The following is a 21,699-nucleotide window of genomic DNA, read 5'->3' as shown; positions in this document are numbered from 1 at the left end:
CTTGAAGTCAGGAAGGTCTCGACGCAACCGGTGATCTACAGGCCCCGCTGCCTGGCAGTTGCCGGGCGATCCACACCCCGCCGTCGTCATCGACCCTGGCCGCCACGCGGGTCAGGCGCTGGCCGAGGCACGGCCCGGCGAAGCACTGGCCATCGCGGATGTCGAAGTGGGCCGAGTGGGCGAAACAGACGATGTGCTGGCCGTCCCCCGAGAGAAACTGGTCCTGGCGGTAATCCAGGGGGCGGTGGTTGTGCGGGCAATCGTTGAGCCAGATGAACACCTCGCGCCCCTGGCGCACCACGAACACCCGGTCATCGCGCCCCTGGCGCAACAGGCCACGGGCGCCGCCGTCGGGAATGTCGTCCAGCCGGCACAGCAACTGCTCGTCCGCCATCGCCGCGTGCCTCACTCACCCGGCGCCCATTTGTCGATGGCGTCGAACAGGAAGATCTGCGAGTTATCGGAACCGGGGTCCATCTCGCGGGCGACCCACTGGTCATCGTGCAGGTCCATGTCGGCATCCATTTCCATCACCGCGCCGAACGGGCTGTTGAAGTACCAGAAGAAGTTGCTGCCCATGATGTGCCGGCCCGGCCCCCAGAAGCTGCGGTAGCCCTTCTGCACGAAGCGCCAACCCTGTTGCAGCACTTCGCTCGCCGAGCCGAGGTGGAAGGTGAAGTGGTTGCAGCCAACCATGTGCTCGTTCTGGCTCTCGATCATGAACAGCGTGTGGTGATCGAGCGTTCCGGCCGGTCGCATGAACGGCCCTAGGTGATTGAAGCGGTCGGTAACGACGAAGCCGAGGCGCCGATAGAAGGCTTCGGCCTTGGCCACGTCCGGGACGAAATACACCACGTGGGACAGCGAGCGCGGCTTGATCACTTCGTTCGGGTTGGCCGCCGCATCGTTCGGCGCCCGGCCTGGCGGCTGGCCAGGGACGTTGAAGCCGAGGTAGCGCGCCTGGTACGGGCGTCGGCGGGTGATCATGAAGGCCACGCCGAAACCGCCGTCGTCGATACAATGCAAGGTGCCGTCGGCATCCACGCTCACCGCGCGCTCCTGGGCCAGGTGGTCATGGATCGCCGCCAGTGTGCCGGCATCGGCGACGCCATACACCGTTTCCCGCAGACAGGGCGAAACGGCGCCTGGCGGCAAGGGTGGCAGACCTGGCGCATCGCTGCGCCGGACGATCAGCCCAGTGCCGTCGAGCGCCGCGTAGACGCCGCCCTGGGCAGGCTCGTAACGCTCGACATCGAGCCCGTAGTCGACCAGGTATTGGTGGGCGCCCGCGAGGTCTTCGACGCCGAAGACCAGGTATTCGAGACCTACGATGTTCATGGCAACTCCTTGTGTCAGTGCTTCGATTTGCGGAACGGCAAGGTGGCGAGGAAGGCCATGTCCTTGACGCTGAGCATCTTCAGGCCGGCGCGGGTCGCGGCTGCGTCGAGGCGGGCCTCCATGGGCATGGTTCCGAAGCTCTTGCCCTTGATCACCAGCTCTTCGCCGACACGCTTGATCGAGTCGACCTGCATCAGCTCTTCATCCGCCGGCCCGCGCAGGACCATGCCGGCGCTGGCCACGGCCGCACTTTTCACTGGCGGCGGCAGGTCCTGGCGAACGCCGCCGGCAACCGCGCCGAAGTCCATGCCCAGGTACTCGAACATCTTGATCGCGGTGGCGCGGCCGGCGCCGTATACGCCACCGCCCGGATGCTGGAACGGCCCGGCGAGGAACAGTCGCTCCACGCCTGGCACGGTGAACTGGCCGAGGTCCGGCGTCGGCCGGTGCCCGGCGCTCTGGTAGAAGTACGGCGCGACGCCATGCAGGTCGCCGCGCACCATGCTGTTGGGGCTGGAGCGCTCCAGGTCGAGCGGGCTGACGATGCTGCGGGCGATGATGTTGTCGCTGGTCAGGTTGCTGACGAACTGGCGGTAGTGGGCCAGCGACAGGTCACCGATCTCTTCCTTGAAGTCGTCCCAGTGCCGGTCCTTCCAGCGCGGGTCGGTGACCTTGTAGGGGGCAAAGGTGATGCCGTGGAACATGCCGGCGCCGGCCGGCACGCGGGTCTTGTCGCCGATGCTTTCGTCGCCGCCGGCGCACAGGCGGCGCTCGCTGATGCGGCCGCGCTTGAGCTCATCGAAGTCGGCCAGCATCTCGTCGAGCGAGTCGGTGGCCATGAATTCGAGCATGGTGGCGTACCCCACCTCCTCGCCTGCGTGGTATTTGCAGTTTTCCTTCAGGTCGTAGTGGCTGACCATGATCGAGAACGGCGCCAGCACGGCGCGCTCGGCCCGCGCCAGCACCGGCTCGGGCACATCCTCGATGAACTTGCGCACCACGTGGGGATGGATCGCCCCGATCACCGCGTCGCGGGCGTGGATGACCTCGCCATCGCTCATGCGCACGCCGGTGGCGTGGCCGCCGCTGGTGACGATCCTGGCCACCTCGGCATTGCAGCGCACCTCGCCGCCATGGGACTCGATGCAGCGCACCAGCGACTCGGTCAGCTTGCCGCTGCCGCCGACCGGCTGCGATACGCCGTAGGTGTGGATGATGCCCGGCATCAGCAGCACGCCCATGCCAGTGCCCAGTTCGTTCGGGCACTGCAGGTTTTCGCTGACCAGGCGCAGCAGGTGGATCTTGATCTTGTCGTTTTCGTAGAGCTGGTTGACCAGGTCCAGGCAGTCGCGGCTCATGTAGTCGAGCATCAGCCGGCCTTCTTCGCTGCGGTCGAGCATCGCCACCAGTTCGCCCAGCGGCGGCGGCGGCGCATACAGGCCCGGCATGAACATCTGCAGGACCTTCTGGCTCATCAGGGCGAAGTTGCGATAGGTCTCGGCATCGCGCGGCGAAACCTTGGCGAAGCATTCGCAGGTCTTGTCCAGGTCCTTGTAGGTGTAGAGCACCGACTGGTCCGGGAAGATCGTCGCGTGGGGCACAGGCGAGTAGTGGTAGTTGAGACCGTGCTGGCTGAGCAGCCCCAGCTCGTCCTGGCGCAGCATCGGGTTGCCCTGGATCATGATGTGCACGCTGGAATGTTCGTCGTGCCAGTAACCGGGGGTGTTCAGTTGCCGAGTCGTCACGCCGCCGCCGGGATAGCTCTTGCGCTCCAGCACCAGCACCTTCTTGCCGGCCTTGGCCAAATAGGCCGCCGCGACCAGGCCGTTGTGGCCGGCACCCATGGCGACGATGTCGTAGGGGGTATTGCTCATCTTCAACTCCTTAAACTCGAGAAAGAGCGGCCAGGGGGACAAGCCGCTCCCGTCACGCAGGTGCCAGCGCTCAGCGCCTCAACGAATCCCCTCGCCCGCCATCGCCTCCGGGGTGAAGGTGGTATCGGAATAGGCCGGCATGATCTTGTACTGCTCCTTGGAGTCGTTGAGCATGCCGTCGAAGTACCAGGCGCCGGACAGCAGGTCGTAGAAACCGAAGTTCTGCGGCGAAGCGGTGGCCGGGATATCGGGCATCACGATGGGGTTGGAGAAACCGACCTGCCACAGCTGGCCGTTGGCATCCCAGTGGTCGGCGAGCACGGCGATCCAGGTGTCTTCGTCGACGTAGTAGCGACGCTTGGAGGCCAGGTGGCGCTTGCCGGGGGCGACGGTGGCCTCGACCACCCACACCCGATGCAGCTCGAAACGCATGTCATCCGGGTTGATGTGATGGTCCAGCAGCACCTCCTTGGACGGCCGCTGCAACAGGCGGTTGTTGTTGTACGGGATGTACATCTCCTGCTTGCCGATGATCTTCCACTGGAAGCGGTCCATGCGTCCGTTGAACACATCGGTCTGGTCGAACATCGAGATGCCCGCGCTGGCCGGCGTCGGCGTGTCGCAGCAGGCATTGGGCAGCTTGCGCACACGGCGCTGGCCGGTGAAGTAGACCCAGGTCTGGGAGTTGTCCGGGTCGAGGTTCTCATGGCCGGTGATCGCCTCGCCGGCACGAATCGCAGGCCCGTAGTTGAGCATGCGGATCATCCAGAAGTTGTTCTTGTAGGTGCTTTTCAGCTTATCCAGCGAGCCGTCCTTGAAGTAGTAAGGCATCTGGAAATCCACCGAGGACAGCACGCTCGGCACATGGCTGCCGTTGGCGGTCGATTGCACGCCGCGCACGTCCACGTGCCAGGCGGTGCTGCGCCAGCGCAACAGGTGGTTCCACATGATTTCCTCGCCGCTCTGCGGCAGCGGGAACGGGATACCGCCATAGGCGCCCTCGAGCTTGCCGGCATCGATCCGGGCGCTGGTCGCGTTAGTGAAGGTATTGTCGTACACCCACTGCGGGGCGGCGGCGGTACGGTGAGTCGGGTAGACATCCACGCGGAAGCTCTCCGGGTACTTCTTTAGCATCGCCTTGAGGCCTTCGGAGAGCTTGTCGGCATATTGCCCGACGTTGTTCGCGGTAATGCTCAACTGCGGTTTTTCCGCGGCGAACGGATCAGGCCGGCGACCGCCGTTGACGAAGCCGGGGATCGGTTGGGTGTAGCCGCCGTCCCAGGCCGGGATGCTGCCGTCGGCATTGCCGGCTTTCTCGGCACCGAACGGGGTCAGCTCGCTTTTCAGGCGTGCGGCCTGGTCCGGCGCTACAGCAGCCATGGCCAGGGAACCGCAGGTCAGCAGCGCACCGATGATGGCGCCACGCAGGGGCAGAAGGGTGACAGTCATGTCTGTTCTCCAGGCGAATCAGAAAGTGCGGCGCAGGGTCACCGCGACGTAATCGCGGTCGGCCAGGTTTTGTTTGTAGGAGCCGTGGCCGTTGGCATCGATGGCGTTGTCGACGGGGCCGAAGTAGTGGGTGTAGGAAACCCCGAAGCGCCAGACATCCAGGTAGGTGGCGTTGACCCCGATGTTCAGGTCGCCAACGTGCTCGCCGGCGAACGCACCGACCACCGAGGAGTTGCCCTGCAGGCCGTAGCCAATGCCGACCGGCACCGACAGGTCGACGCCGGGATAGACCTGGCGGTACTTGGGCTCGTAGACCAGGCGGATGTTGCTGGCATCGCGGGTGGCGTTGGGGTTCAGCGCGCTGGCGTTCTTGGTGATGCTGGTACGCCGGTTCCAGGCGATCTCGCCGAGGAAGTCCGCCTCGCGGGAAATGAAGCTCGGACCCAGGCTGGCCATCCAGTTGACCTGCGCATGCAGCGAATTACCCACCGCATAGAGCGCGTTGCCGGCACCATCGGCGGTGCCGGTGGCATCCACCTGGGCATCACTGGCCAGGGGCGTATTGCGCCGCACCGACACCTCACCCGCCAGGTTGACGATGCCGAAGGTCCGCGACGCGCTGAAGCCGAAGGAGCGGATGTTCTCCGGGTAGATCCAGCGATAGCCGCCGGCCCGGTAGCCATCAGCGGCCAGGCCGGCATTGATTCCGGGCAGCAGGTTTATCTGCGGCGTCTTGTCGTGGTAGCGCACCGCGTACAGGCCGTAGTCCACCTCGCCGATGCGGAAACGCAGTTGCACACCGCCCTGCCCCGAATCCTTGGCGTCGACGTCCTTCATGCGCTGGAAATACGTGCTGCCGTCGCTGGCCAGCAGCATGCGTTCGGCCCCCTCGCTCATGAAGTCGATCCCGGAGAAATAACTGCCCGAGCCTGGCAGCAGGGTCTTCTCCCATTCCAACTGGTAATAGGCACCGATGGCGATGTCAGGCGTCAGTTGCAGTTGCCCGGAGATCTGGTTGACCGGCCGCATCAGCTCCTTGAACTGGGTATTGGGTACCGACTGGGCCTTGACCGCATCGATCGGTGCCTGGGCGTTGGCGATGCCGTTGGCGCCGTAGAACAGGCTCTCGCCCCAGAGCATGGTGTGCTTGCCCAGGCGCGCGGTCAGCGGCATCGAACCGAGGTCGAAGCGGCCGAAGACGAAGGCATCGAGTATTTCCGCGTCACCGCCGTGCAGCTTGCGGGTATCTGCGGCGAAGTGGTCGTGATCGACGGACTGGACGTTGGCCGTGGCGGCCGAATCGTTGTCGTTGCTGCCGTGATACTCGGTGTCGTACCAGCCGGCGGCACTGACCCGGAAGCCGTAGCGCTGCTTGTAGGAGAGGTCGAACTCGGTGAGCACGTCGAGGCGATTGGAGATCAGCCCCTTGTCGAAATTGCGGTTGCCGTCGTCGGTATTCGGCCAATTGGCCTGGGGCTCGCGCGTCAGCCTGGAGTCCTGGCCCTCGACCCGGAAGGCGGCCGAGTACTTGGCCGTGGTGTCCCAGAGAATGCGCAGGTCAGGGTTCTCGGTCTCGACCATGAAGGCCTGGCTGGCGGGGCTGCCGATCACGGCCGCGACCGCGACGGCCAGCGCCTGCTGGCGCACGCCCGGGAGTCTGCGCGGTGAAGCATGTGCATGGAGCGTCGTTTTCATCGTCTTTTCCTTATTGTTGTTGTGACAATGCCAGCGGTCAGTGCCGCCTGCGGGTTACGAGTGCCAGTGGATCAGCCGCTGCCCCGCCACCGGCGAGCGGAACCAGGGGATGCGATTGCCTTGCAGGCTGCCGAGGTAGACGGTCTGCAGATCAGGCCCGCCGAAGGTCAGGCTGGCCATCCACGGTGCCAGCGAGCCGCGCGCCGCCGCCATGATTTCCGGGGTCAGGGTCTTGGCGGCGTAGTGCTGGTTGAGAGTCGCAGTGGCCTGCGGGTTGCCATCGTCGAGCAGGGTCAACACCTCGCCCTCGGGGGTGATTGCGATCAATTTGTCGCTCATCACCAGGGTCACCCAGAGGTTGCCGAAGCTGTCGAAGGCGAAGCCGTCAGGAAAGCCTTCCAGCTGGCTCGGGCCGTAGACTTCCCGATCCGTCAGCGAACCATCCGCCTGCAAGCGCAAACGAGAAATGCGCCGGGCATTGCTCTCAACCACGTAGAGCCATTCTTCGTTATCGTCGAAGCGAATCTCGTTAGTCCCGCCGAAGCCCTCGGCAACGATGCGCAAGCCCTGCTCGTCGATCACGCCGATATAGCCATCGAGCACGCCGGAATTGATCGAATCGGTCCAGGGCTGCATGGTCGTGGTGACGGTGAACCAGATGCGACCTTTCGAATCGAGCAGCGGGAAGTTGGTCTTGCCCAGCGGCTTGCCATCGAGGTTGTCATGCAACACGTGAAGGCGGCCCTGGCGATCCAGGCGCTCGATGCGGTCCATGCCCCAGTTGCAGATGATGAAATCGCCTTCGGCGGTCAGCGCCAGGCCATTGGGCAACGACACGCCCTGCGACTGCACGTAGCGCTGTTCGAAGGAAATGTCCTCGCCCACCGACTGCTGCGGTGCCAACAGCCGTTGGCTGCCATCGCTGCCGATACGCATCACGCCACCACGGGCATCGGCGCTCCACAGGGTGCCGTCGGGCTGGGCAATGATGCATTCGGGGCGTTGCAGGTCTGCGCCGACGAAGCCGATGCTGGCGCGATCGACCTGCCAGCCCTTGAGGGGATTTTCTTTGCCCATGCTGCCTTTCCTCCATTGTTCGTACCTGGCGACCGGCAACAGCGGTCTGTGCCGACCTTTCGAGTCGACCTTGAATCGCCAGCCAGACGGATGGATACGTCTGTGCGTTATCGGGTATCAGTGAGGGGATTCGCGCTTGCGCCTCTACCGCCGTGCCTGCAGCGAGCGCAAAGCGGAAGCGTCAGGCGCTGCTGTCGGCAGTGAAGCCTGAGCCACACAACTGAATGAACGAGGAGTCGCCCGCGACTGCTGGCAGTCGGGCAAGCGAGGAAAGGTCAAGCCTGGATACACCTGGGGCTGGCAGTGCATGGTCATCTCCGATTCTCGTTCTTGTTGTGTTCGCGTCCATGACGCGCCCCCGGAGTTCGCACTGGATGCCGGGGTTGAGATGAATCTACGCAGCGCCGAGGCATTCGGGAAATTTTTAATTGACATACAACCCATAACTGCGATGGATTGTAAAAAGACGCTCCCATCGTCGTACGCTGTGGGCCACAACAACAATAAAGGCTTCAGGCACTCGCTCGACGAGCCTGCCGAAAAGTCGGAGAGCCAACGTTCATGCGCTTCTACGGCCTTGATCTGAATCTGCTCGTCGTGCTCGACGTGCTGCTGACCGAGCAGAACATCACCCGCGCCGGAGAGCGCCTGCACCTGAGCCAACCGGCCACCAGCGCCGCCCTCTCCCGCTTGCGCGAATATTTCCAGGATGACCTGTTGACCCAGATCGGCCGCAAGATGGTGCGCACGCCAGTGGGCGATGGCCTGGCCTTGCCGATCCGCGAGTTGCTGATCCAGATGCGCTCGACCCTGGAAAACCGCGCCCTGTTCAAACCCGCCGACTCCAGTCGCAAATTCAGCCTGATCGTCTCGGATTACGTGGGCACGGTGTTGATGCCCGAAGTCAGTCGACGCCTCAATCAGGCCGCACCGCTCTGCTCGATAGAAATGTTCCCGCCGCACAACGCTCCCGCCGAACAGATCGAGCGTGGCGAGATCGACCTGCTGTTGCTGCCCGACCTGCAGATCACCACCGACCATCCCTCCATCGCCCTGTTCCAGGACGAATTCGTCTGTGTGATGTGTCGTAACAATGCACTGGATGAACAGAGTTTCAGCTTCGAGCGCTACAAGCAGATGAAACACGTACTGGTACGCTGGGGCGAACGCCGGGTACCCACGGTGGATGAATGGTTCCTGCACAAGTTCGATGTCGAGCGGCGCTTCGATGTCATCACCAATACCTTCAACAGCGTGCCGTCCTACCTGATCGGCACCGAACGCCTGGCGACCATGCACCGGCGCCTGGCCGAGCGCTGGGTCACCTACCTGCCGCTCAAGCTCCTGCCATTACCCTGGAGCGCGCCACGCCTGACCATCGGCATGCAGTGGAACAAATACCAGGAGCACGACCCTGGGCTGACCTGGTTGCGCAGCCTGATCGTGGAAACGGCCAACTCGATCTAGGGTGGCGTTTCACAAATAACGTTCACAGTTTCCCAGCCAACGTCTCCACGGCTCGTGCGTCGCTCGCTGGCCAGCGACGCATCAGCTAACTCCGGTACTTTTCGTGCCAACCTTGCGACTCAGAACTGAGTCAAAGCTGGTTTCCGAGGTGCAGTGCTAATAACCGGGTAACGGTACGACGTGGCCCGCCTGCGCGTTTGCCTGCAACTGTTCGAGGCACCGGGCCTCGGGATTAACGGGGACGAATTTCCGAAGGGCATCTGCCAATGCCTTAACGCATGGAATGGGAAGCGCGGCATCCGCCCCGTAAATAGTCGCATGGGCGTTCCCGTCAGCCTCAAGCGCCTGGCGCACCAGATGCGCATAAGCGCTACTGGCCCGTCGCGATACCGGCAAAAGGATATGTTGAGAGCTGATGGCCTACAGGCTACGCCGCAGCCCTGAGCAAACGTCACCAGCGCCTGTAAACCCGCGTCTAACGGCTGCCCAGCATGATGCCGCCATCGACGGCGATGTGCTGACCGGTGATGAAGCCGTTGCCGATCAGGAACAGATAGGCACGAGCCAGCTCATCGATCTGCGCCGTACGCCCCAGCGGAATGGCCTCGGCGAACCGCTGGCGGGTGGCCTCGACCTGCTGCGCCGGCTGGTCGCGCCAGAACGGCGTCACCGTCCAGGTCGGCGATACCGCGTTGACCCGTACCCTGGGTGCCAGTTCGACAGCCAGCCCCTCGACCAGCGCATTGATCCCCAGGTTGCCGACATAACTGGCGCATGCATTCTGCGCCCGCCCACCGGTCCCGGAGGTGAACACCAGGCTGCCGCCCTCACGCAGCTTGCCTGCCGCCAACTGACCAATGCGCACATTGGTGAAGAACTTCGACTCCATGACACGACGGATCTCGCTCATGCTGGCGGCGACGAAGCCTCCCCCCATGACGTCGCCGACCATGGAGACGAGGTGGTCGAAGGCAGGCAGCTCGGTGAAGAGCACCTCCAGGCGTACATGATCATGGGCATCGACGGCATGGACATGCACCGTCGCACCCGCGCTGACCAGATCGGCCCGCGCCTGTTCCAGCCGCTGCGCGTTGCGGCCGAGAACGATCAGCTCGGCGCCCTCCGCCGCCGCCAGTTGCGCCACGCGCAAACCGATCCCTGAACTTCCGCCGATGATGACCAGCGTCTTGCCTTGCAGTGTGCTCATGTCAGTCCCCTTGCGAATCATTCATTGGCTGATGGTGGCAGCCGCCTGGCTGGCCATGCGCTCATCGTCGTCGCCCTTGGCCCCGCTGACCCCGATCGCGCCAATGACCTGGCCGGCAAGGGTGATCGGAACACCACCCTGCAAAGGGGTCACGCCCGGCGTCGAGAGAAAGCTCGGCAAGCCTCCATTGACGAAGTCCTCGAACAACTTCGAAGGGGCACGCAGCAACGCCGCGCTACGCGCCTTGGCGATAGCCACCTGGGGTGTCACCCCGGCACTGTCGTCATCGCGCTCGAAGGCAACCAGTTCACCGGCCGGATCGACCACCGCCACACTGACCGCCCAGCCGTCGCGGCGGGCCAGATCGAACGCGGTGGCTATGGCGCGGCGGGCAGCGGCAAGGCTGATGACGGGGCGAAGAACAGCGAGTCCGGCAGGGATGGCGGTAGCGGTCACAGTGTGACTCCTGAATGGCTCATGGCAAGTACCGATCGGTACTGTACGAGCCGGACTAAAAAACAGTCAACTCAATTATCCCGATACTTATGGCGTAGAATATCGATCCTTGAAAAACCAATCGGTACTTGCAGACACAGCCCGGAGCACGCTGATGGCCTTTGTTGAATGCGATGAAAAGTCACTCGCGGTACTCGATGCCGCGTCGTCGGTGTTCCTTGCCAATGGCTTCAGCGGCGCCACCACCGACATGATTCAGAAACGCGCCCGGGTTTCCAAGGCCACGCTATACGCCTGCTTTCCAACCAAGGAGGCCCTGTTCGCCGCGGTTATCGAGCACGAATGCTCGGCGATGGCACAGACGATCGAGGCGATGACCCCGGCCAGTGGCGATATCACGCGTACCCTTGGCGACCTGGGACGTTCTTATCTGCGCATCATCCTCTCGCCCACGGGGCTGGCGCTGTTCCGGGTGAGCATCGCCGAGGCGCCACGCTTTCCCGAACTGGCTCGCCGTTTCTATCTGGCAGGCCCCAGGGTCGTCGCCAACCTGATCGCCGAGCACCTGGAAGCAGCCGCGCAAGCCGGGGAAATCGACATACAGAATGTAGGGCTGGAAAACGCGGCCGGCCTGTTCATCAGCCTGCTGCGCGGTGAGGGCCAGATGGAATGCTTGATCCACCCCCAGGCCCTGCCATCTGAAGAGCAGGTGGAGCGCTGGGTGAAGCTGGCGGTACAGACCTTTCTAAGTGCCTTTCGAAAACCGTGATCATCCGTGTTCGCCACGTCTATCGGGCGCCCCACCCCGCCTGATCACTACAGGCATGCACAAGCGACGCGGCTCTGGATGGAGATTTTTACCGAAACAGGCGCCAGGCAGAAAACGCCTTTACCTGACTGGAACACCCGTGCCATGGCCTGTTCCATCTCCTGGCTGCCCCATGTGCAACGGCAACAGACAGCCAATCAGACGCGGCGGCGTGAGGTAACCTCGGTCGCCAGCAGATAGCCCTTGCCGCGCACGGTGAGGATCAGCCGCGGCGGCTTGCCAGTGTCGCGCAAACGCTGGCGCAAGCGATATACGGCCGTATCGATGACGCGCTCCAGGGGCAGCATGTCGCGGCCACGGATAGCGTTGCCGATGGTGTCGCGATCGAGTGCCTGCCTGGGATGGGCAAGGAAAAGCTCGAGCAGGGCGAAGTCACTGCCAGATAGAATCACCTCTTCGCCACTCAGGTGAACCAGGCGGCGGCTGACCATATCCAGGCTCCACTCATCGAAGACCAGCACGTGACCGCCACGCGCCTGGCCAATGCTCGCCCGGCGGCGCAACAGCGCCTTGATCTGTGCCTCCAGCTCGCGGAGGCTGAAGGGTTTGCACAGATAGGCGTCAGCCCCCAGTTCCAGGCCCAGGACCCGGTTGGTTTCACCGGTACGCCCGGTGAGCATGATGATGGGAACCCCGGAAAAATGCGGGTGCTCATGTATCCACTGGCAGAGGCTGAAACCACTTTCGTCGGGGAGCATGACATCGAGAATGACCAGATCCGCCCCTGTATCGTTCAGGGCTTGGCGAAACTCGCTACCGTTGGCGACTGCCAGCACCCGAAAACCGGATCTCCCCAAGTGAGTCTGCAACAGTTTTCGGGTCTGCTGATCATCGTCAACGATCAATAGATTTCCAGCTTGCATCACATCTCCAATCCTCTACGATCCTGCCTGGAAAGCTGTCATCGATATACGAATGCGGAAATCCGCATCCCCGAACAAACCGAATTACATGGGAGAAGACGATGCCCAAACCGTCGACACAGGCAGCCTTCGTCTCACCAGCGAGGCACCGATCATGAGCCATCCGCCTGTCCCACCGCAATGCCGGATCCTGCTGTGCCTGGCAAAGGCTGAACGTCGCCCGGAGCCAGGTCTGTGGCGAGATCGAGAGTCGACGAGCCTGATACAGATCGACTCGCCGGAGCAGCTCCCGCCCCCCGATCACACCCTGGATGTATTGCTCACCTCTCTCTCCTGGGCAAAGGCACTCTCACCTGCGCAATGCGAGCAGTTGGCCGCCCATGGTCGCGCCGTCGGCGCCTGGAAGATGCTGGCCGATACAGCACCGAACATCACCGAACACCTGCACTGGCATGGTCTGGGCGTCGACCGTTTTCTTCCCATGCCAGGGCTGGCTCCCGAATGGAGCATGCTGCTCGACTGGCTATGCTCTCGATTGCGCGCGCCATCCCGCGAGCGCCAGGGCGAGGAGGAAGCGCGCTTTCGCTTTTTCCTCGATAACGTGGAAGAAGGCGTCGTGGTATGCGACAAGGGCATCATCGTCGATGTCAGCGATCGCTGGCTGGAACTGTTTCGCTGCAGCCGCGACGAGGCGATCGGCCAGCCTGTACTCGACTATACCGGGCCACGCGCCGTGCCCATGGCCCAGCAATTGATCGAGGAGCGTTGGGCCGAGGCCTACGAGTCGGAAATGCTGCGCAAGGACGGCACCACCTTTCCAGCCATCGTTCGCGGGCGCGACCAGATATTCAACGGCCGTGAGCTGCGGCTGACCACCATTCTCGACATCACCCGGCAGAAGGAAGCGGAACGGGCACTGAAACTGGCGAAATCCGAAGCCGAGCGTGCCAACCACGCCAAGTCGGAGTTCCTCTCCAGCATGAGCCACGAACTGCGCACACCACTCAACGCCGTGCTGGGTTTCGCCCAGGTCCTGGAGATGGACGACCGTTTGAGCGCGGATCAGCTCGACAGCATCGGCGAAATTCTCAAGGCGGGCTCCCACCTGCTGGGGCTCATCAACGAGGTGCTGGACCTGGCGAGCATCGAATCCGGCAGGATGTCCCTGTCGCTGGAGACGGTGGATGCCGCGGCCCTCGCATACAGTTGCACCCAGCTCGTGCAGCCACTGGCGACGAGCCGGCAAGTCACGCTGCACCTCGACATCGCCGAAGGCACAGTCGTGCACGCCGACCACCAGCGTCTGAAACAGGTGCTGCTCAACCTGCTGTCCAACGCCATCAAGTACAACCATCCGGGCGGCGAAGTACGCCTCAGCGCAGAATGCGGCGACAGGCGTGTACGCATCGTCATCGCCGACACCGGAGCGGGCATCGCCCCCGAGCGCCTGGGCGAGCTATTCCAGCCTTTCAGCCGGCTTGGTGCCGAGCGGGCGGCAGTCGAAGGCACCGGTATCGGGCTGGTCATCACCCGCAAGCTGGCCGAAGCCATGAGTGGACAGGTCGGCGTCGACAGCGAGTTGGGCGAAGGAAGTCGTTTCTGGATCGAACTGCCCGTGGCGCAATCGGTCCCCCAGCAGGCCTCCCGGATGATCGGCGACGCCAGCTTCGCCCTGCTGACGGCCAAGCAGGAGCAGCGCTACATCCTCTATATCGACGACAATCCGGTCAATCTCAAGCTGGTTTCGCAGATTCTCGACAGGTTGCGCCACATCCATCTGGTCACCATGCATGCGCCTGACATAGGCATCGAATTCGCCCTGGCGCATCAACCCGACCTGATCATGCTGGACATCAACCTGCCGGGCATGGATGGCTATCAGGTACTGCGGGTGCTGCAGTCGCACCTGCAATTGCGGCATGTTCCGGTGATCGCGGTATCGGCCAACGCCATGCCTCGCGATATCGAGCGCGGCATCGCCGCCGGCTTCGCCGACTACCTGACCAAGCCCCTGGATATCGGCCGTTTCCTGTCCTGCATCGACACCCAGATGGCCGGCCCGACGAGCAACGCCTGAGCCGGAGAGGAACCTCTCATTGGCGCGGTGAAAACCTGCAGCCTGCTCCGTGCGCACCTGGGTAGCCAGTGCGCGCACCGGCCGCCCCTTCAATCATCGTCGCCCTTGAGCACCTTGCGCTGCATCACATCCAGATAGGCATCGGCCTCGGCCACCGAAGCGAATATTTCGTTCATCGGGACAGCCTTGACCACGTCGAAGACCTTCTGGATCTGCGCCTGCGGGTTGACCACCAGCACCTTGCCGCCACGCGCGGCCATCGTCTTGCGCGCCTTGAAGATCGAGCGGATACCGGCACTGCTGATGTAGTTCAGGTTGGCCAGGTCCAGCACCATCGAGCGCACGGTGCCAGCCAGCAGGGGGTTCAGGGCCTCGTCCAGTTGCCCGTAGGTATGGGTATCGAGGCTGCCGTCCAATGCCACTTGCAGGGCTCTGTCGTCAGCTAAATAAATGGAAATGTCCAGGCTCATGGGATCGAGGTTCCGTGTTGGGGAATGCGCAGGGTCACTTGCAGCAGGTTATGGCTACCTTCGCGCCGATAGTCGACGCATTCGGCGATCTGCCGGATGAGGAACAAGCCCAGCCCGCCGATCGGACGCTCCTGAATGTCCGCATCCAGGTCGGGCTCGGCAGCCGACAAGGGATCGAAGGGAGGGCCGCTGTCGCTGAACTGCAGATGGAGCAGATCGCCTTCGAGCGTGATGTGCACCGACAACTCCTGGGAGCCGGCGCCATTGCCATGGTGACCGTGCTCAATGACATTGCAGGCCAGTTCCTCGACGATCAAGCGCACGTCGCCCTGTACGCTCTCGTCGATCCGGTGCCGTCGCAGGACAGCCGCCAGTGAGGTATTGAGATCCTCGATATGGCCAAGCTCGCTGGGTATGACCAGGCGAATCAGCATGGCACGCCTCCTCTCGTGAAAGGGTCGTTCATGACACATCCTGCATGGACAGGATCATTACCGTGATGTCGTCGGACTGAGGCGCACCTTCGGCAAACCGGCGGACCTCGTCGAACAAACGCGTACAGTTTTCTGGAGCGCTGTCGCCTGGACGTAGCGCGTCCAGCAGACGCTCATCGCCAAAGGCTTCGCCTTCGGCATTGAACGCCTCGGTGATGCCATCGGTCCAGGCCACCAGGCTGTCGCCGGGGGCCAGGCGCCCGCGCCACAAAATCAAGCCGTCGACGATATCGATGCCCAGCGGCGGGCCGCCGTCGAAAGCCAGTCTCTCGATACTGCCATTGGCGCGTAACAGCAACGGCTGATCGTGGCCGGCGCTGGCCAACACGCAATCGCCACTGTCCGGTTTCACATAGCCACACAGCACGGTGGCGAACATACAGGCATCGTTGCCCTCGACCAGTTGTCGCGATGCAGTTGTAAGCGCCTGGTTCGGCGTCGCGGCGGCAGACACGGCTATATCCAGAGCGGTTACGGTACGCGCCATGAACAACGCGGCTGGAATGCCCTTGTCGGAAACATCGCCGATCGAGAACCACAGCATGCCGTCACGCTCGATGAAACTGTAGAAATCTCCGCCCACCGCCTTGGCCGGCTCCAGCCTGGCATAGGCCTCCAGGCATCGCCCGGCGTTCGTCAGAGTCCTCGGCGGGGGCAGCATCGCAAGCTGGATATCACGGGCGATCGCCAATTCGCTCTCGAGCTTCTGTCGCGCGCCAGCCATTTCGCGGATTTCCACGAGCTGCTGCTGGATCGACATGCGCGTTTGGTCCAATGTGCGTGCCAGGTGACCGACTTCATCGCTGCGTTCGCCGTGCGGTACCGGCCGGTCGTAATCGCCACCGCCCAGGTGAATAGCCGAGCCGACCAGATCCTCGACCGGCCGGCTGACCCTATGCGCCAGCCAGAGAATGGCCAGCGTGCAGCACAGCGCGGCAAGCAGCACGCCCCCTGCCAACAGGAGCAAGATCAGGTTCACCCGTTGCAGAATGTCCGCATAAGCCTGCGATGCGACAATGCTGCTGCCAGTGTCGCCGACAGGCTCCACTGCGGTGAAATAGCGCGTCCCCGTGGCAATATCCTCGTGCAGGTAGGCCAGTGGCTGGCGCAGACGCGTCGCCGCGGCGGCCGGTTCGAGGTCGCCACGCCCCGTCTCGGCAATGTAGCTGGCAATGTCGTGGCGCAAGGCCACCCCATTCTCCGGATGCACGGCGATCAGTCCATCCGGCGCGATCAGCGCGAAACTCAAATGAGCCTGGCCAGATGCCTTGCCAAGCTGAGCCTCCAGGCTCTCCAGCTTCAGGTCGATGCTCACCATGCCAAGCGTACTCCCGCCCCTTCCGGCAAAACGGATCGGCTTGTTGTAGGTGATGATCCATTCGCCGCCCGCAACCTCGCTGAAATACGGTTCCGACCACCATCCGCTCGGCGCCGACAGGGTCCTTCGGTACCAGGATTGGGCGCGATAGTCGTAGCCGGTGGCGATGAAATCTCTGTCCTTGCCTTCAACCGACAGACGCAGGGCGAAGGGTTTTCCAGTGCCCGCCACGTCGTCCACGACGAGCAGTGCTCCGGTCGCGCCAGGCGTTCCCCCAACCATCGCGCGCAATATCGGCAGAAGTTGCTCCGGTGCAAGGCCACTCTTGGTCACCGCGTCGGAAATTCCGTCACAGGTGATGGCGATGACCCGCAGGATGTCATCGATACGCTTGGCGGAGGCCTGTGCTTCATTGCGGATTTCACTCGTGGCTTCCTGCAGCATCAGATGGCGAGCCACTCCCGCAGCGACCACGAAAACCAGGAGCAACAGTGCGAACACGATCGACCCTGTCTGCCAGGCGATACGCGTATGCAAGCTGTTGCGCCATGGCACCACGTCGGCCAGGCGAAACATCTGCTGCTGGCTGACTGGCGTCACGATTTCAGACATTTTCCACAAGCCCCTCACCTGACAGAAATACAGGCCATGGCTCATGGCTCCTGAGTCGCAGGTGGAAAACCGCGTCGCGACGGAGAAGCGCTGCATATCCATCGACGCCTTTTCTCTGACAGCCGATCGACGCAGCCTGTACCTCTCAATCAACGCAACTTGCCTGCAGTGCCAAGGGTATAGGTTCGCAGCGCATCGGCGAAGGCAATGTGACACTATGTGACATCCGTGCCCGCGCATTGGCTATACCCTGATCGGCATACTTGCCTATCAATCAGCACGCCAGACCTGCCCTCCAGAGGTCTGGCAGGCAGATACACACCATGAAATGCCGGACGTCACAAAGTGTCACGCCGGAACGCCCCCTCGGACGCCATGAGCCAGCTACGATCCAAGTAAACACGTGACATCCGACGCCACCACGGTCTTTCCCCGGTTCAAGATTTCTCCCATTCGGTCGACAAACTCTGGCGAGGCACAGGGTAACGCCTCGAGACGAACCAAAAGCGCTAACACCGGTAAACCGCCCCAGTGCCACCAGATACTTTCGAAACAGGAACAATCTCCATGCGACATTGGTTCGACAACCTCAGCGTCACCTACAAACTGTGCCTCGGGTTTGGCCTGGTACTGGCCCTTACCGCCATGCTCGCCCTGGTCGGCTGGGATACCCGCGAGGAACTGCTGGAACATAGCGATGCCCAGCAAACCTACTCCGAACTCAACGAATCCCTGGCCGAGCTGCGCATGAATCTGCTGCGCTACCTGCTCAACAGCAACGAAACCACGGAAAAAGCCGCGCTCGCGTCGCTGGACACGTTCCAGCGCGAGCAAACCGCAACCCGTACGGCGAAGCTGTTCGTCCCGCCGGAATTCGTCGCCCGCAAGGAACGCCAGACCGCCCTGGTCGGCGAATATCGCCAGGCGGTGGACAACCTGCGTGGCGCCACCGCCGAGATGGACGCCGCCCGCCGGGGCGGAATGCAGAAGAACGGTGCCCTCGCCCTCACCGCGCTCAACGAACTGGTCGAATCGACCAAGCGCCTGGACACTTACGACGAACGCCGCTTCGACCACTATGCGGCAGCCAACACGCTGCTGCAGGAGCTGCTGTGGCTGCGCTACCACGTACGTGGCTACGTGACCGCGCAAACGCCCGAAAACGAACGGCTGATGAACGAGGAGTTGCAGAAAGCCGAGCAAACCTTCAAGCGCCTGAGCGCGCCGGATGGTCCCTTCGGCAACCAGCCGCCCGCCGAGCTGCGCACGGCGGGTGAACACATGACCGCCTACATCAGCAACATCGAAGAGTACAAGGCCGCCGCCGCCAAGCTGAAACAGGCCCACCAGGCACTGGTTCGGATCGGCGACGAAACCCTCGAAATCACCAATGCGCTGACCGCACGGCAGCTCGTCCGCCGCGACGAGGCCGCTGCCAGCAGCCAGGTCATACAGCTCGGAACGACATTGTTGGCCCTGCTGGTCGGCCTGCTCGCCGCCTGGTTCATCACCCGGCAAATCACCCATCCGCTGGCCGCTACCCTGAAGGTGGTCAACCGCATCGCCGATGGCGACCTCAGCGACATACCCGACTTCCAGCGCAACGACGAGATCGGCGCACTGCAACGGGGCGTGCAGCGCATGGGCCACGCCCTGCGCGACCTGATCGGTGGCGTCGGCGACAGCGTCACCCAGATCGCCAGCGCCGCGGAGCAGCTCTCCGCCGTCACCGAACAGACCAGCGCCGGGGTCAACGGCCAGAAACAGGAAACCGACCAGGTGGCCACCGCCATGCACGAAATGGCCGTCACCGTGCAGGAAGTCGCGCGTAACGCCGAACAAGCCGCCGCCGCGGCCAAGGCGGCAGACAGCCAGGCCAGACAGGGCAATCAGGTGCTGCAGCGGGCGCTCAGCGAAGTCGACCGGCTGACCGTCGAAGTCAACCAGACCGCCGAGGCCATGCACCACCTGAACACCGAAAGCGCCAGCATCGGCACCGTGCTGACCGTGATCAACGGCATCGCCGAACAGACCAACCTGCTGGCTCTCAATGCCGCCATCGAGGCCGCCCGTGCCGGCGAGGCCGGGCGCGGTTTCGCCGTGGTCGCCGACGAGGTGCGCAACCTGGCCAAGCGCACCCAGGAATCCACCGCACAGATCGAGGGACTGATCGCCAACCTGCAGCAAGGCTCGCAGAACGCGGTGAACATGATGGACAGCAGTCGCTCTCTGGCCGTCAGCACCCTGGAGCTGAGTCGCGAAGCGAGCGACGAACTGCAAGCCATCACCCAGACCGTCTCGGCCATCCAGGGCATGAACCTGCAGATCGCCACCGCCTCGGAAGAACAGAGCGCGGTCGCCGAGGAAATCAACCGCAGCGTACTCAACGTCCGCGACATCGCCGACCAGTCGGCCGCAGCGACCGAAGAGACCGCGGCCTCCTCCGCCGAGCTCGCCCGTTTGGGTAATGTGCTGCTGGGGCTGATCAGCCGCTTTCGGCTCTGAGAGCCCGTTCACGATCTTGCGAGCTAGAGATCGTGAATAGGTTCTGCTCCGGCGGGAGTCCGCCGCCCGCCGCGCAGCCTCTCGTTCGGCTGGCCGTTGCCGTCGCGGCAACAGCCAGCGGGCCCACCCACGGCGGTTGCCCGTCAACGCCAACGCCTCACGAATTGTCACGTAGTGTCACATCGCCTTCAGTCAATCCAACATCAGTCGATATCCTTGACGTCAAAATGCAGACCATCGTCGTACCACGGCCCAGACAGCTGAAATCTCACGACAGGCTCTTGACACAATTTGCGTGAACCCGGCGCACGCACACACGGTTCACATTCATAGCCCGTCAGTCCCACGCCGGAGGGACTGAGCACATGGTGCAGTAAATGCGAAACAATCAGCCGATAATCGACCGTGAGGTGCTGTTCCCTGCCGACATGCGCCTGATCTCCACCACCGACCTGCAAGGCGACATCACCTTCGTAAACGACGACTTCGTCAAGGTCTCCGGCTTCGAGCGCAAGGAACTGATCGGCCAGCACCACAACATCGTCCGCCACCCGCACATGCCGCCGCAGGCGTTCGCCGACATGTGGCAGACCATCCGTGCCGGGCGCTCCTGGCGCGGCATGGTCAAGAACCGCTGCCGCAACGGCGAATACTACTGGGTCGATGCCTACGTCACGCCGATCCTCAAGGATGGCAAGGTGGTCGAGTACCAGTCCGTGCGCAGCCTGCCCAGCGCGGCCGCCAAGGCTCGCGCCGAGAACGAATACCGGCGCTGGCGCGAGGGCGCCACGCCCAAGGGCGCACGCCGTCCGCTGCTCTCCTGGGGCGCCCGGCTGACACTGGCCGCCACCCTGCCCGGCCTGGCCCTGGCCGCTCTGGCGGCCTGGCGCGGCGACGACCTACTCGCCCTGGCCAGCCTGCTGCTGGCCGGCCTCGGCGGTAGTACTGCCTGGGCGTTGCTGAAACCGCTGCGGCGCCTGGTCGAGACGAGCCGGCAAACGACCGGCCACCCGACCCTGACCTACCTGTTCAGCGGCCGCACCGACGAACTCGGCTGCATCGAGCAGGCCGGCACCACGCGCTTGACCGAGATGCGCGCGATCATCTCCCGCCTGGACAACACCTGCCACTACATCAAGCGGGCCAAGGAGCGTGCCGATGCCAGTGTCGGCGACGCCAACCAGGCGGTGCTCGGCCAAGGCCGCCACGTGGAGGAAATCTCCAACGCCATGGAACACATGCTGGGCAGCCAGCAACAGGTTGCCCAGGCCTCGGCCCGCACCTCGCAAGCCTCCGAAGCATCGCGCCAGTCCACCCTGGACGGACGTGACCAGTTGCAACGGATGGTGCAGACGATCAATAGCCTGGCCTCATCGCTGGGGCAGACCCGCGATACCGTGACCGCCCTGGCCGAGCGCAGCGAGAACATCGGCAAGGTGATCGACGTGATCACCGCCATCGCCGACCAGACCAACCTGCTCGCGCTCAACGCGGCGATCGAAGCCGCGCGGGCCGGCGAGGCCGGACGAGGTTTCGCCGTGGTCGCCGACGAAGTACGCAACCTGGCCCAGCGCACCCAGGAGTCGACCCGCGACATCCGCGAGATCATCCTGGGCCTGGAGGGCGATACCCATGCCTGCGTCGAGTCGATCAGCGAAGGCGTGGCGGTTTCGCAACAGACCGTGGAACTCGCCAGCCAGACCGATCAGGCCTTCGGCCTGATCCTCGAATCGGTGGAGCACATCCACCAGTTGGCCCGCGACGTAGACTCCGCCATGCACGAACAGTCCGGCATCAGCGAACAGACCAGCCAGCAGATGACCGTACTGCGCGACAGTGCCAACCAGGCGGTGAACGCCAGCGACACCTTCAACCATCATGCCGGCAAGCTCGCCCAGCACATGGAAAACCTGGTAGTCCTGGCCCGCCACTTCAACAACAGCCTGGGCCACTAGGCCCAGCCGACGT

The 21,699-nt window shown here is 63.3% G+C and carries 17 protein-coding genes and 2 pseudogenes; 7 read left to right on the top strand and 12 right to left on the bottom strand.

The genetic code is table 11. From position 1 onward, the window contains the following. Positions 1–7: 7 nt before the first annotated feature. The 6 genes from ACSZPK_RS23080 to ACSZPK_RS23055 form a co-directional block, all read right to left on the bottom strand. The gene (locus ACSZPK_RS23080) at positions 8–394 is read right to left on the bottom strand and encodes a Rieske (2Fe-2S) protein (protein WP_437883922.1); all 387 of its coding nucleotides are present in this window, start codon (positions 392–394) and stop codon (positions 8–10) included. A gap of 11 nt (positions 395–405) precedes the next feature. After that, positions 406–1,338 carry a VOC family protein gene (locus ACSZPK_RS23075; protein ID WP_437883921.1) on the bottom strand — a complete coding sequence of 311 codons (933 nt, stop codon included), beginning with the start codon at positions 1,336–1,338 and terminating at the stop codon, positions 406–408. Between the two features lie 14 nt (positions 1,339–1,352). After that, positions 1,353–3,212, bottom strand: coding sequence for a phytoene desaturase family protein (locus ACSZPK_RS23070; RefSeq protein ID WP_437883920.1), 1,860 nt, complete (start codon positions 3,210–3,212; stop codon positions 1,353–1,355). A 78-nt stretch (positions 3,213–3,290) separates the two neighbouring features. Then, positions 3,291–4,661, bottom strand: coding sequence for a DUF1329 domain-containing protein (locus ACSZPK_RS23065; protein ID WP_437883919.1), 1,371 nt, complete (start codon positions 4,659–4,661; stop codon positions 3,291–3,293). 18 nt (positions 4,662–4,679) lie between these two features. After that, the gene (locus ACSZPK_RS23060) at positions 4,680–6,356 is read right to left on the bottom strand and encodes a DUF1302 domain-containing protein (RefSeq protein ID WP_437883918.1); all 1,677 of its coding nucleotides are present in this window, start codon (positions 6,354–6,356) and stop codon (positions 4,680–4,682) included. A gap of 54 nt (positions 6,357–6,410) precedes the next feature. Beyond that, a complete protein-coding gene (locus tag ACSZPK_RS23055) occupies positions 6,411–7,433 on the bottom strand; it encodes an SMP-30/gluconolactonase/LRE family protein (protein ID WP_437883917.1) in 1,023 nt (340 codons plus the stop codon). 561 nt (positions 7,434–7,994) lie between these two features. On the opposite strand from ACSZPK_RS23055, the gene ACSZPK_RS23050 reads away from it, so the two are divergent. Continuing rightward, complete coding sequence (locus tag ACSZPK_RS23050) at positions 7,995–8,900, top strand: LysR family transcriptional regulator (protein WP_437883916.1); 906 nt, start codon at positions 7,995–7,997, stop codon at positions 8,898–8,900. Positions 8,901–9,375: 475 nt separating this feature from the next. On the opposite strand, the gene ACSZPK_RS23045 is transcribed toward ACSZPK_RS23050, so the two are convergent. Both ACSZPK_RS23045 and ACSZPK_RS23040 read right to left on the bottom strand, forming a co-directional pair. Next, on the bottom strand, positions 9,376–10,107 hold the full coding sequence (locus ACSZPK_RS23045; RefSeq protein ID WP_437883915.1) for an SDR family oxidoreductase: 732 nt from the start codon (positions 10,105–10,107) through the stop codon (positions 9,376–9,378). A gap of 21 nt (positions 10,108–10,128) precedes the next feature. Beyond that, complete coding sequence (locus ACSZPK_RS23040; protein WP_437883914.1) at positions 10,129–10,563, bottom strand: GlcG/HbpS family heme-binding protein; 435 nt, start codon at positions 10,561–10,563, stop codon at positions 10,129–10,131. Positions 10,564–10,717: 154 nt separating this feature from the next. On the opposite strand from ACSZPK_RS23040, the gene ACSZPK_RS23035 reads away from it, so the two are divergent. Further along, on the top strand, positions 10,718–11,332 hold the full coding sequence (locus ACSZPK_RS23035; protein ID WP_437883913.1) for a TetR/AcrR family transcriptional regulator: 615 nt from the start codon (positions 10,718–10,720) through the stop codon (positions 11,330–11,332). Positions 11,333–11,529: 197 nt separating this feature from the next. Here ACSZPK_RS23035 and ACSZPK_RS23030 read toward each other — a convergent pair whose 3' ends face one another. Next, positions 11,530–12,255, bottom strand: a complete 726-nt coding sequence (locus ACSZPK_RS23030; RefSeq protein WP_437883912.1) for a response regulator transcription factor — start codon at positions 12,253–12,255, stop codon at positions 11,530–11,532. A gap of 154 nt (positions 12,256–12,409) precedes the next feature. Between ACSZPK_RS23030 and ACSZPK_RS23025 the strand changes: the two genes are divergently transcribed. Then, the gene (locus tag ACSZPK_RS23025; RefSeq protein ID WP_437883911.1) at positions 12,410–14,332 is read left to right on the top strand and encodes a hybrid sensor histidine kinase/response regulator; all 1,923 of its coding nucleotides are present in this window, start codon (positions 12,410–12,412) and stop codon (positions 14,330–14,332) included. Between the two features lie 89 nt (positions 14,333–14,421). Here ACSZPK_RS23025 and ACSZPK_RS23020 read toward each other — a convergent pair whose 3' ends face one another. Genes ACSZPK_RS23020 through ACSZPK_RS23010 form a run of 3 tightly spaced genes read right to left on the bottom strand, consistent with a single transcriptional unit; the run spans position 14,422 to position 17,115 of the window. Next, positions 14,422–14,802 carry an STAS domain-containing protein gene (locus tag ACSZPK_RS23020; protein ID WP_437883910.1) on the bottom strand — a complete coding sequence of 127 codons (381 nt, stop codon included), beginning with the start codon at positions 14,800–14,802 and terminating at the stop codon, positions 14,422–14,424. Then, positions 14,799–15,236 carry an ATP-binding protein gene (locus ACSZPK_RS23015; protein WP_437883909.1) on the bottom strand — a complete coding sequence of 146 codons (438 nt, stop codon included), beginning with the start codon at positions 15,234–15,236 and terminating at the stop codon, positions 14,799–14,801. Before ACSZPK_RS23015 ends, ACSZPK_RS23020 begins: the two co-directional genes overlap by 4 nt. 28 nt (positions 15,237–15,264) lie before the next feature. Then, positions 15,265–17,115, bottom strand: a complete 1,851-nt coding sequence (locus ACSZPK_RS23010) for a SpoIIE family protein phosphatase (RefSeq protein WP_437883908.1) — start codon at positions 17,113–17,115, stop codon at positions 15,265–15,267. A 678-nt stretch (positions 17,116–17,793) separates the two neighbouring features. Between ACSZPK_RS23010 and ACSZPK_RS23005 the strand changes: the two are divergent. The 4 genes and pseudogenes from ACSZPK_RS23005 to ACSZPK_RS22990 all read left to right on the top strand — a co-directional run. Next, a pseudogene (locus ACSZPK_RS23005) lies at positions 17,794–18,876 on the top strand (methyl-accepting chemotaxis protein); the annotation flags it as partial. Beyond that, positions 18,868–19,731, top strand: a complete 864-nt coding sequence (locus ACSZPK_RS23000; protein ID WP_437884057.1) for a methyl-accepting chemotaxis protein — start codon at positions 18,868–18,870, stop codon at positions 19,729–19,731. The pseudogene ACSZPK_RS23005 and the gene ACSZPK_RS23000, both read left to right, overlap by 9 nt. 377 nt (positions 19,732–20,108) lie before the next feature. Further along, positions 20,109–20,438 (top strand): annotated as a pseudogene (locus tag ACSZPK_RS22995) (PAS domain-containing protein); the annotation flags it as partial. Between the two features lie 384 nt (positions 20,439–20,822). Continuing rightward, positions 20,823–21,686, top strand: coding sequence for a methyl-accepting chemotaxis protein (locus ACSZPK_RS22990; protein ID WP_437884056.1), 864 nt, complete (start codon positions 20,823–20,825; stop codon positions 21,684–21,686). The last annotated feature ends 13 nt before the right edge of the window (positions 21,687–21,699 follow it).

Origin of the sequence: Pseudomonas sp. LRF_L74, from assembly GCF_965644255.1 — a bacterium.
Lineage (GTDB): Bacteria > Pseudomonadota > Gammaproteobacteria > Pseudomonadales > Pseudomonadaceae > Aquipseudomonas.
Note: the sequence above shows the minus strand (reverse complement) of the source record. Positions and strands in the feature narration are given on the sequence as shown.

What these genes read in the sequence shown, in the direction of transcription:
- ACSZPK_RS23065 (WP_437883919.1), bottom strand. Translation starts at nt 4,661, where the DNA reads ATGACTGTCACCCTTCTGCCCCTGCGTGGCGCCATCATCGGTGCGCTG.
- ACSZPK_RS23070 (WP_437883920.1), bottom strand. Translation starts at nt 3,212, where the DNA reads ATGAGCAATACCCCCTACGACATCGTCGCCATGGGTGCCGGCCACAAC.
- ACSZPK_RS23050 (WP_437883916.1), top strand. Translation starts at nt 7,995, where the DNA reads ATGCGCTTCTACGGCCTTGATCTGAATCTGCTCGTCGTGCTCGACGTG.
- ACSZPK_RS23020 (WP_437883910.1), bottom strand. Translation starts at nt 14,802, where the DNA reads ATGAGCCTGGACATTTCCATTTATTTAGCTGACGACAGAGCCCTGCAA.
- ACSZPK_RS23060 (WP_437883918.1), bottom strand. Translation starts at nt 6,356, where the DNA reads ATGAAAACGACGCTCCATGCACATGCTTCACCGCGCAGACTCCCGGGC.
- ACSZPK_RS23045 (WP_437883915.1), bottom strand. Translation starts at nt 10,107, where the DNA reads ATGAGCACACTGCAAGGCAAGACGCTGGTCATCATCGGCGGAAGTTCA.
- ACSZPK_RS22990 (WP_437884056.1), top strand. Translation starts at nt 20,823, where the DNA reads ATGCGCGCGATCATCTCCCGCCTGGACAACACCTGCCACTACATCAAG.
- ACSZPK_RS23055 (WP_437883917.1), bottom strand. Translation starts at nt 7,433, where the DNA reads ATGGGCAAAGAAAATCCCCTCAAGGGCTGGCAGGTCGATCGCGCCAGC.
- ACSZPK_RS23035 (WP_437883913.1), top strand. Translation starts at nt 10,718, where the DNA reads ATGGCCTTTGTTGAATGCGATGAAAAGTCACTCGCGGTACTCGATGCC.
- ACSZPK_RS23025 (WP_437883911.1), top strand. Translation starts at nt 12,410, where the DNA reads ATGAGCCATCCGCCTGTCCCACCGCAATGCCGGATCCTGCTGTGCCTG.
- ACSZPK_RS23015 (WP_437883909.1), bottom strand. Translation starts at nt 15,236, where the DNA reads ATGCTGATTCGCCTGGTCATACCCAGCGAGCTTGGCCATATCGAGGAT.
- ACSZPK_RS23075 (WP_437883921.1), bottom strand. Translation starts at nt 1,338, where the DNA reads ATGAACATCGTAGGTCTCGAATACCTGGTCTTCGGCGTCGAAGACCTC.
- ACSZPK_RS23030 (WP_437883912.1), bottom strand. Translation starts at nt 12,255, where the DNA reads ATGCAAGCTGGAAATCTATTGATCGTTGACGATGATCAGCAGACCCGA.
- ACSZPK_RS23000 (WP_437884057.1), top strand. Translation starts at nt 18,868, where the DNA reads ATGGGCCACGCCCTGCGCGACCTGATCGGTGGCGTCGGCGACAGCGTC.
- ACSZPK_RS23080 (WP_437883922.1), bottom strand. Translation starts at nt 394, where the DNA reads ATGGCGGACGAGCAGTTGCTGTGCCGGCTGGACGACATTCCCGACGGC.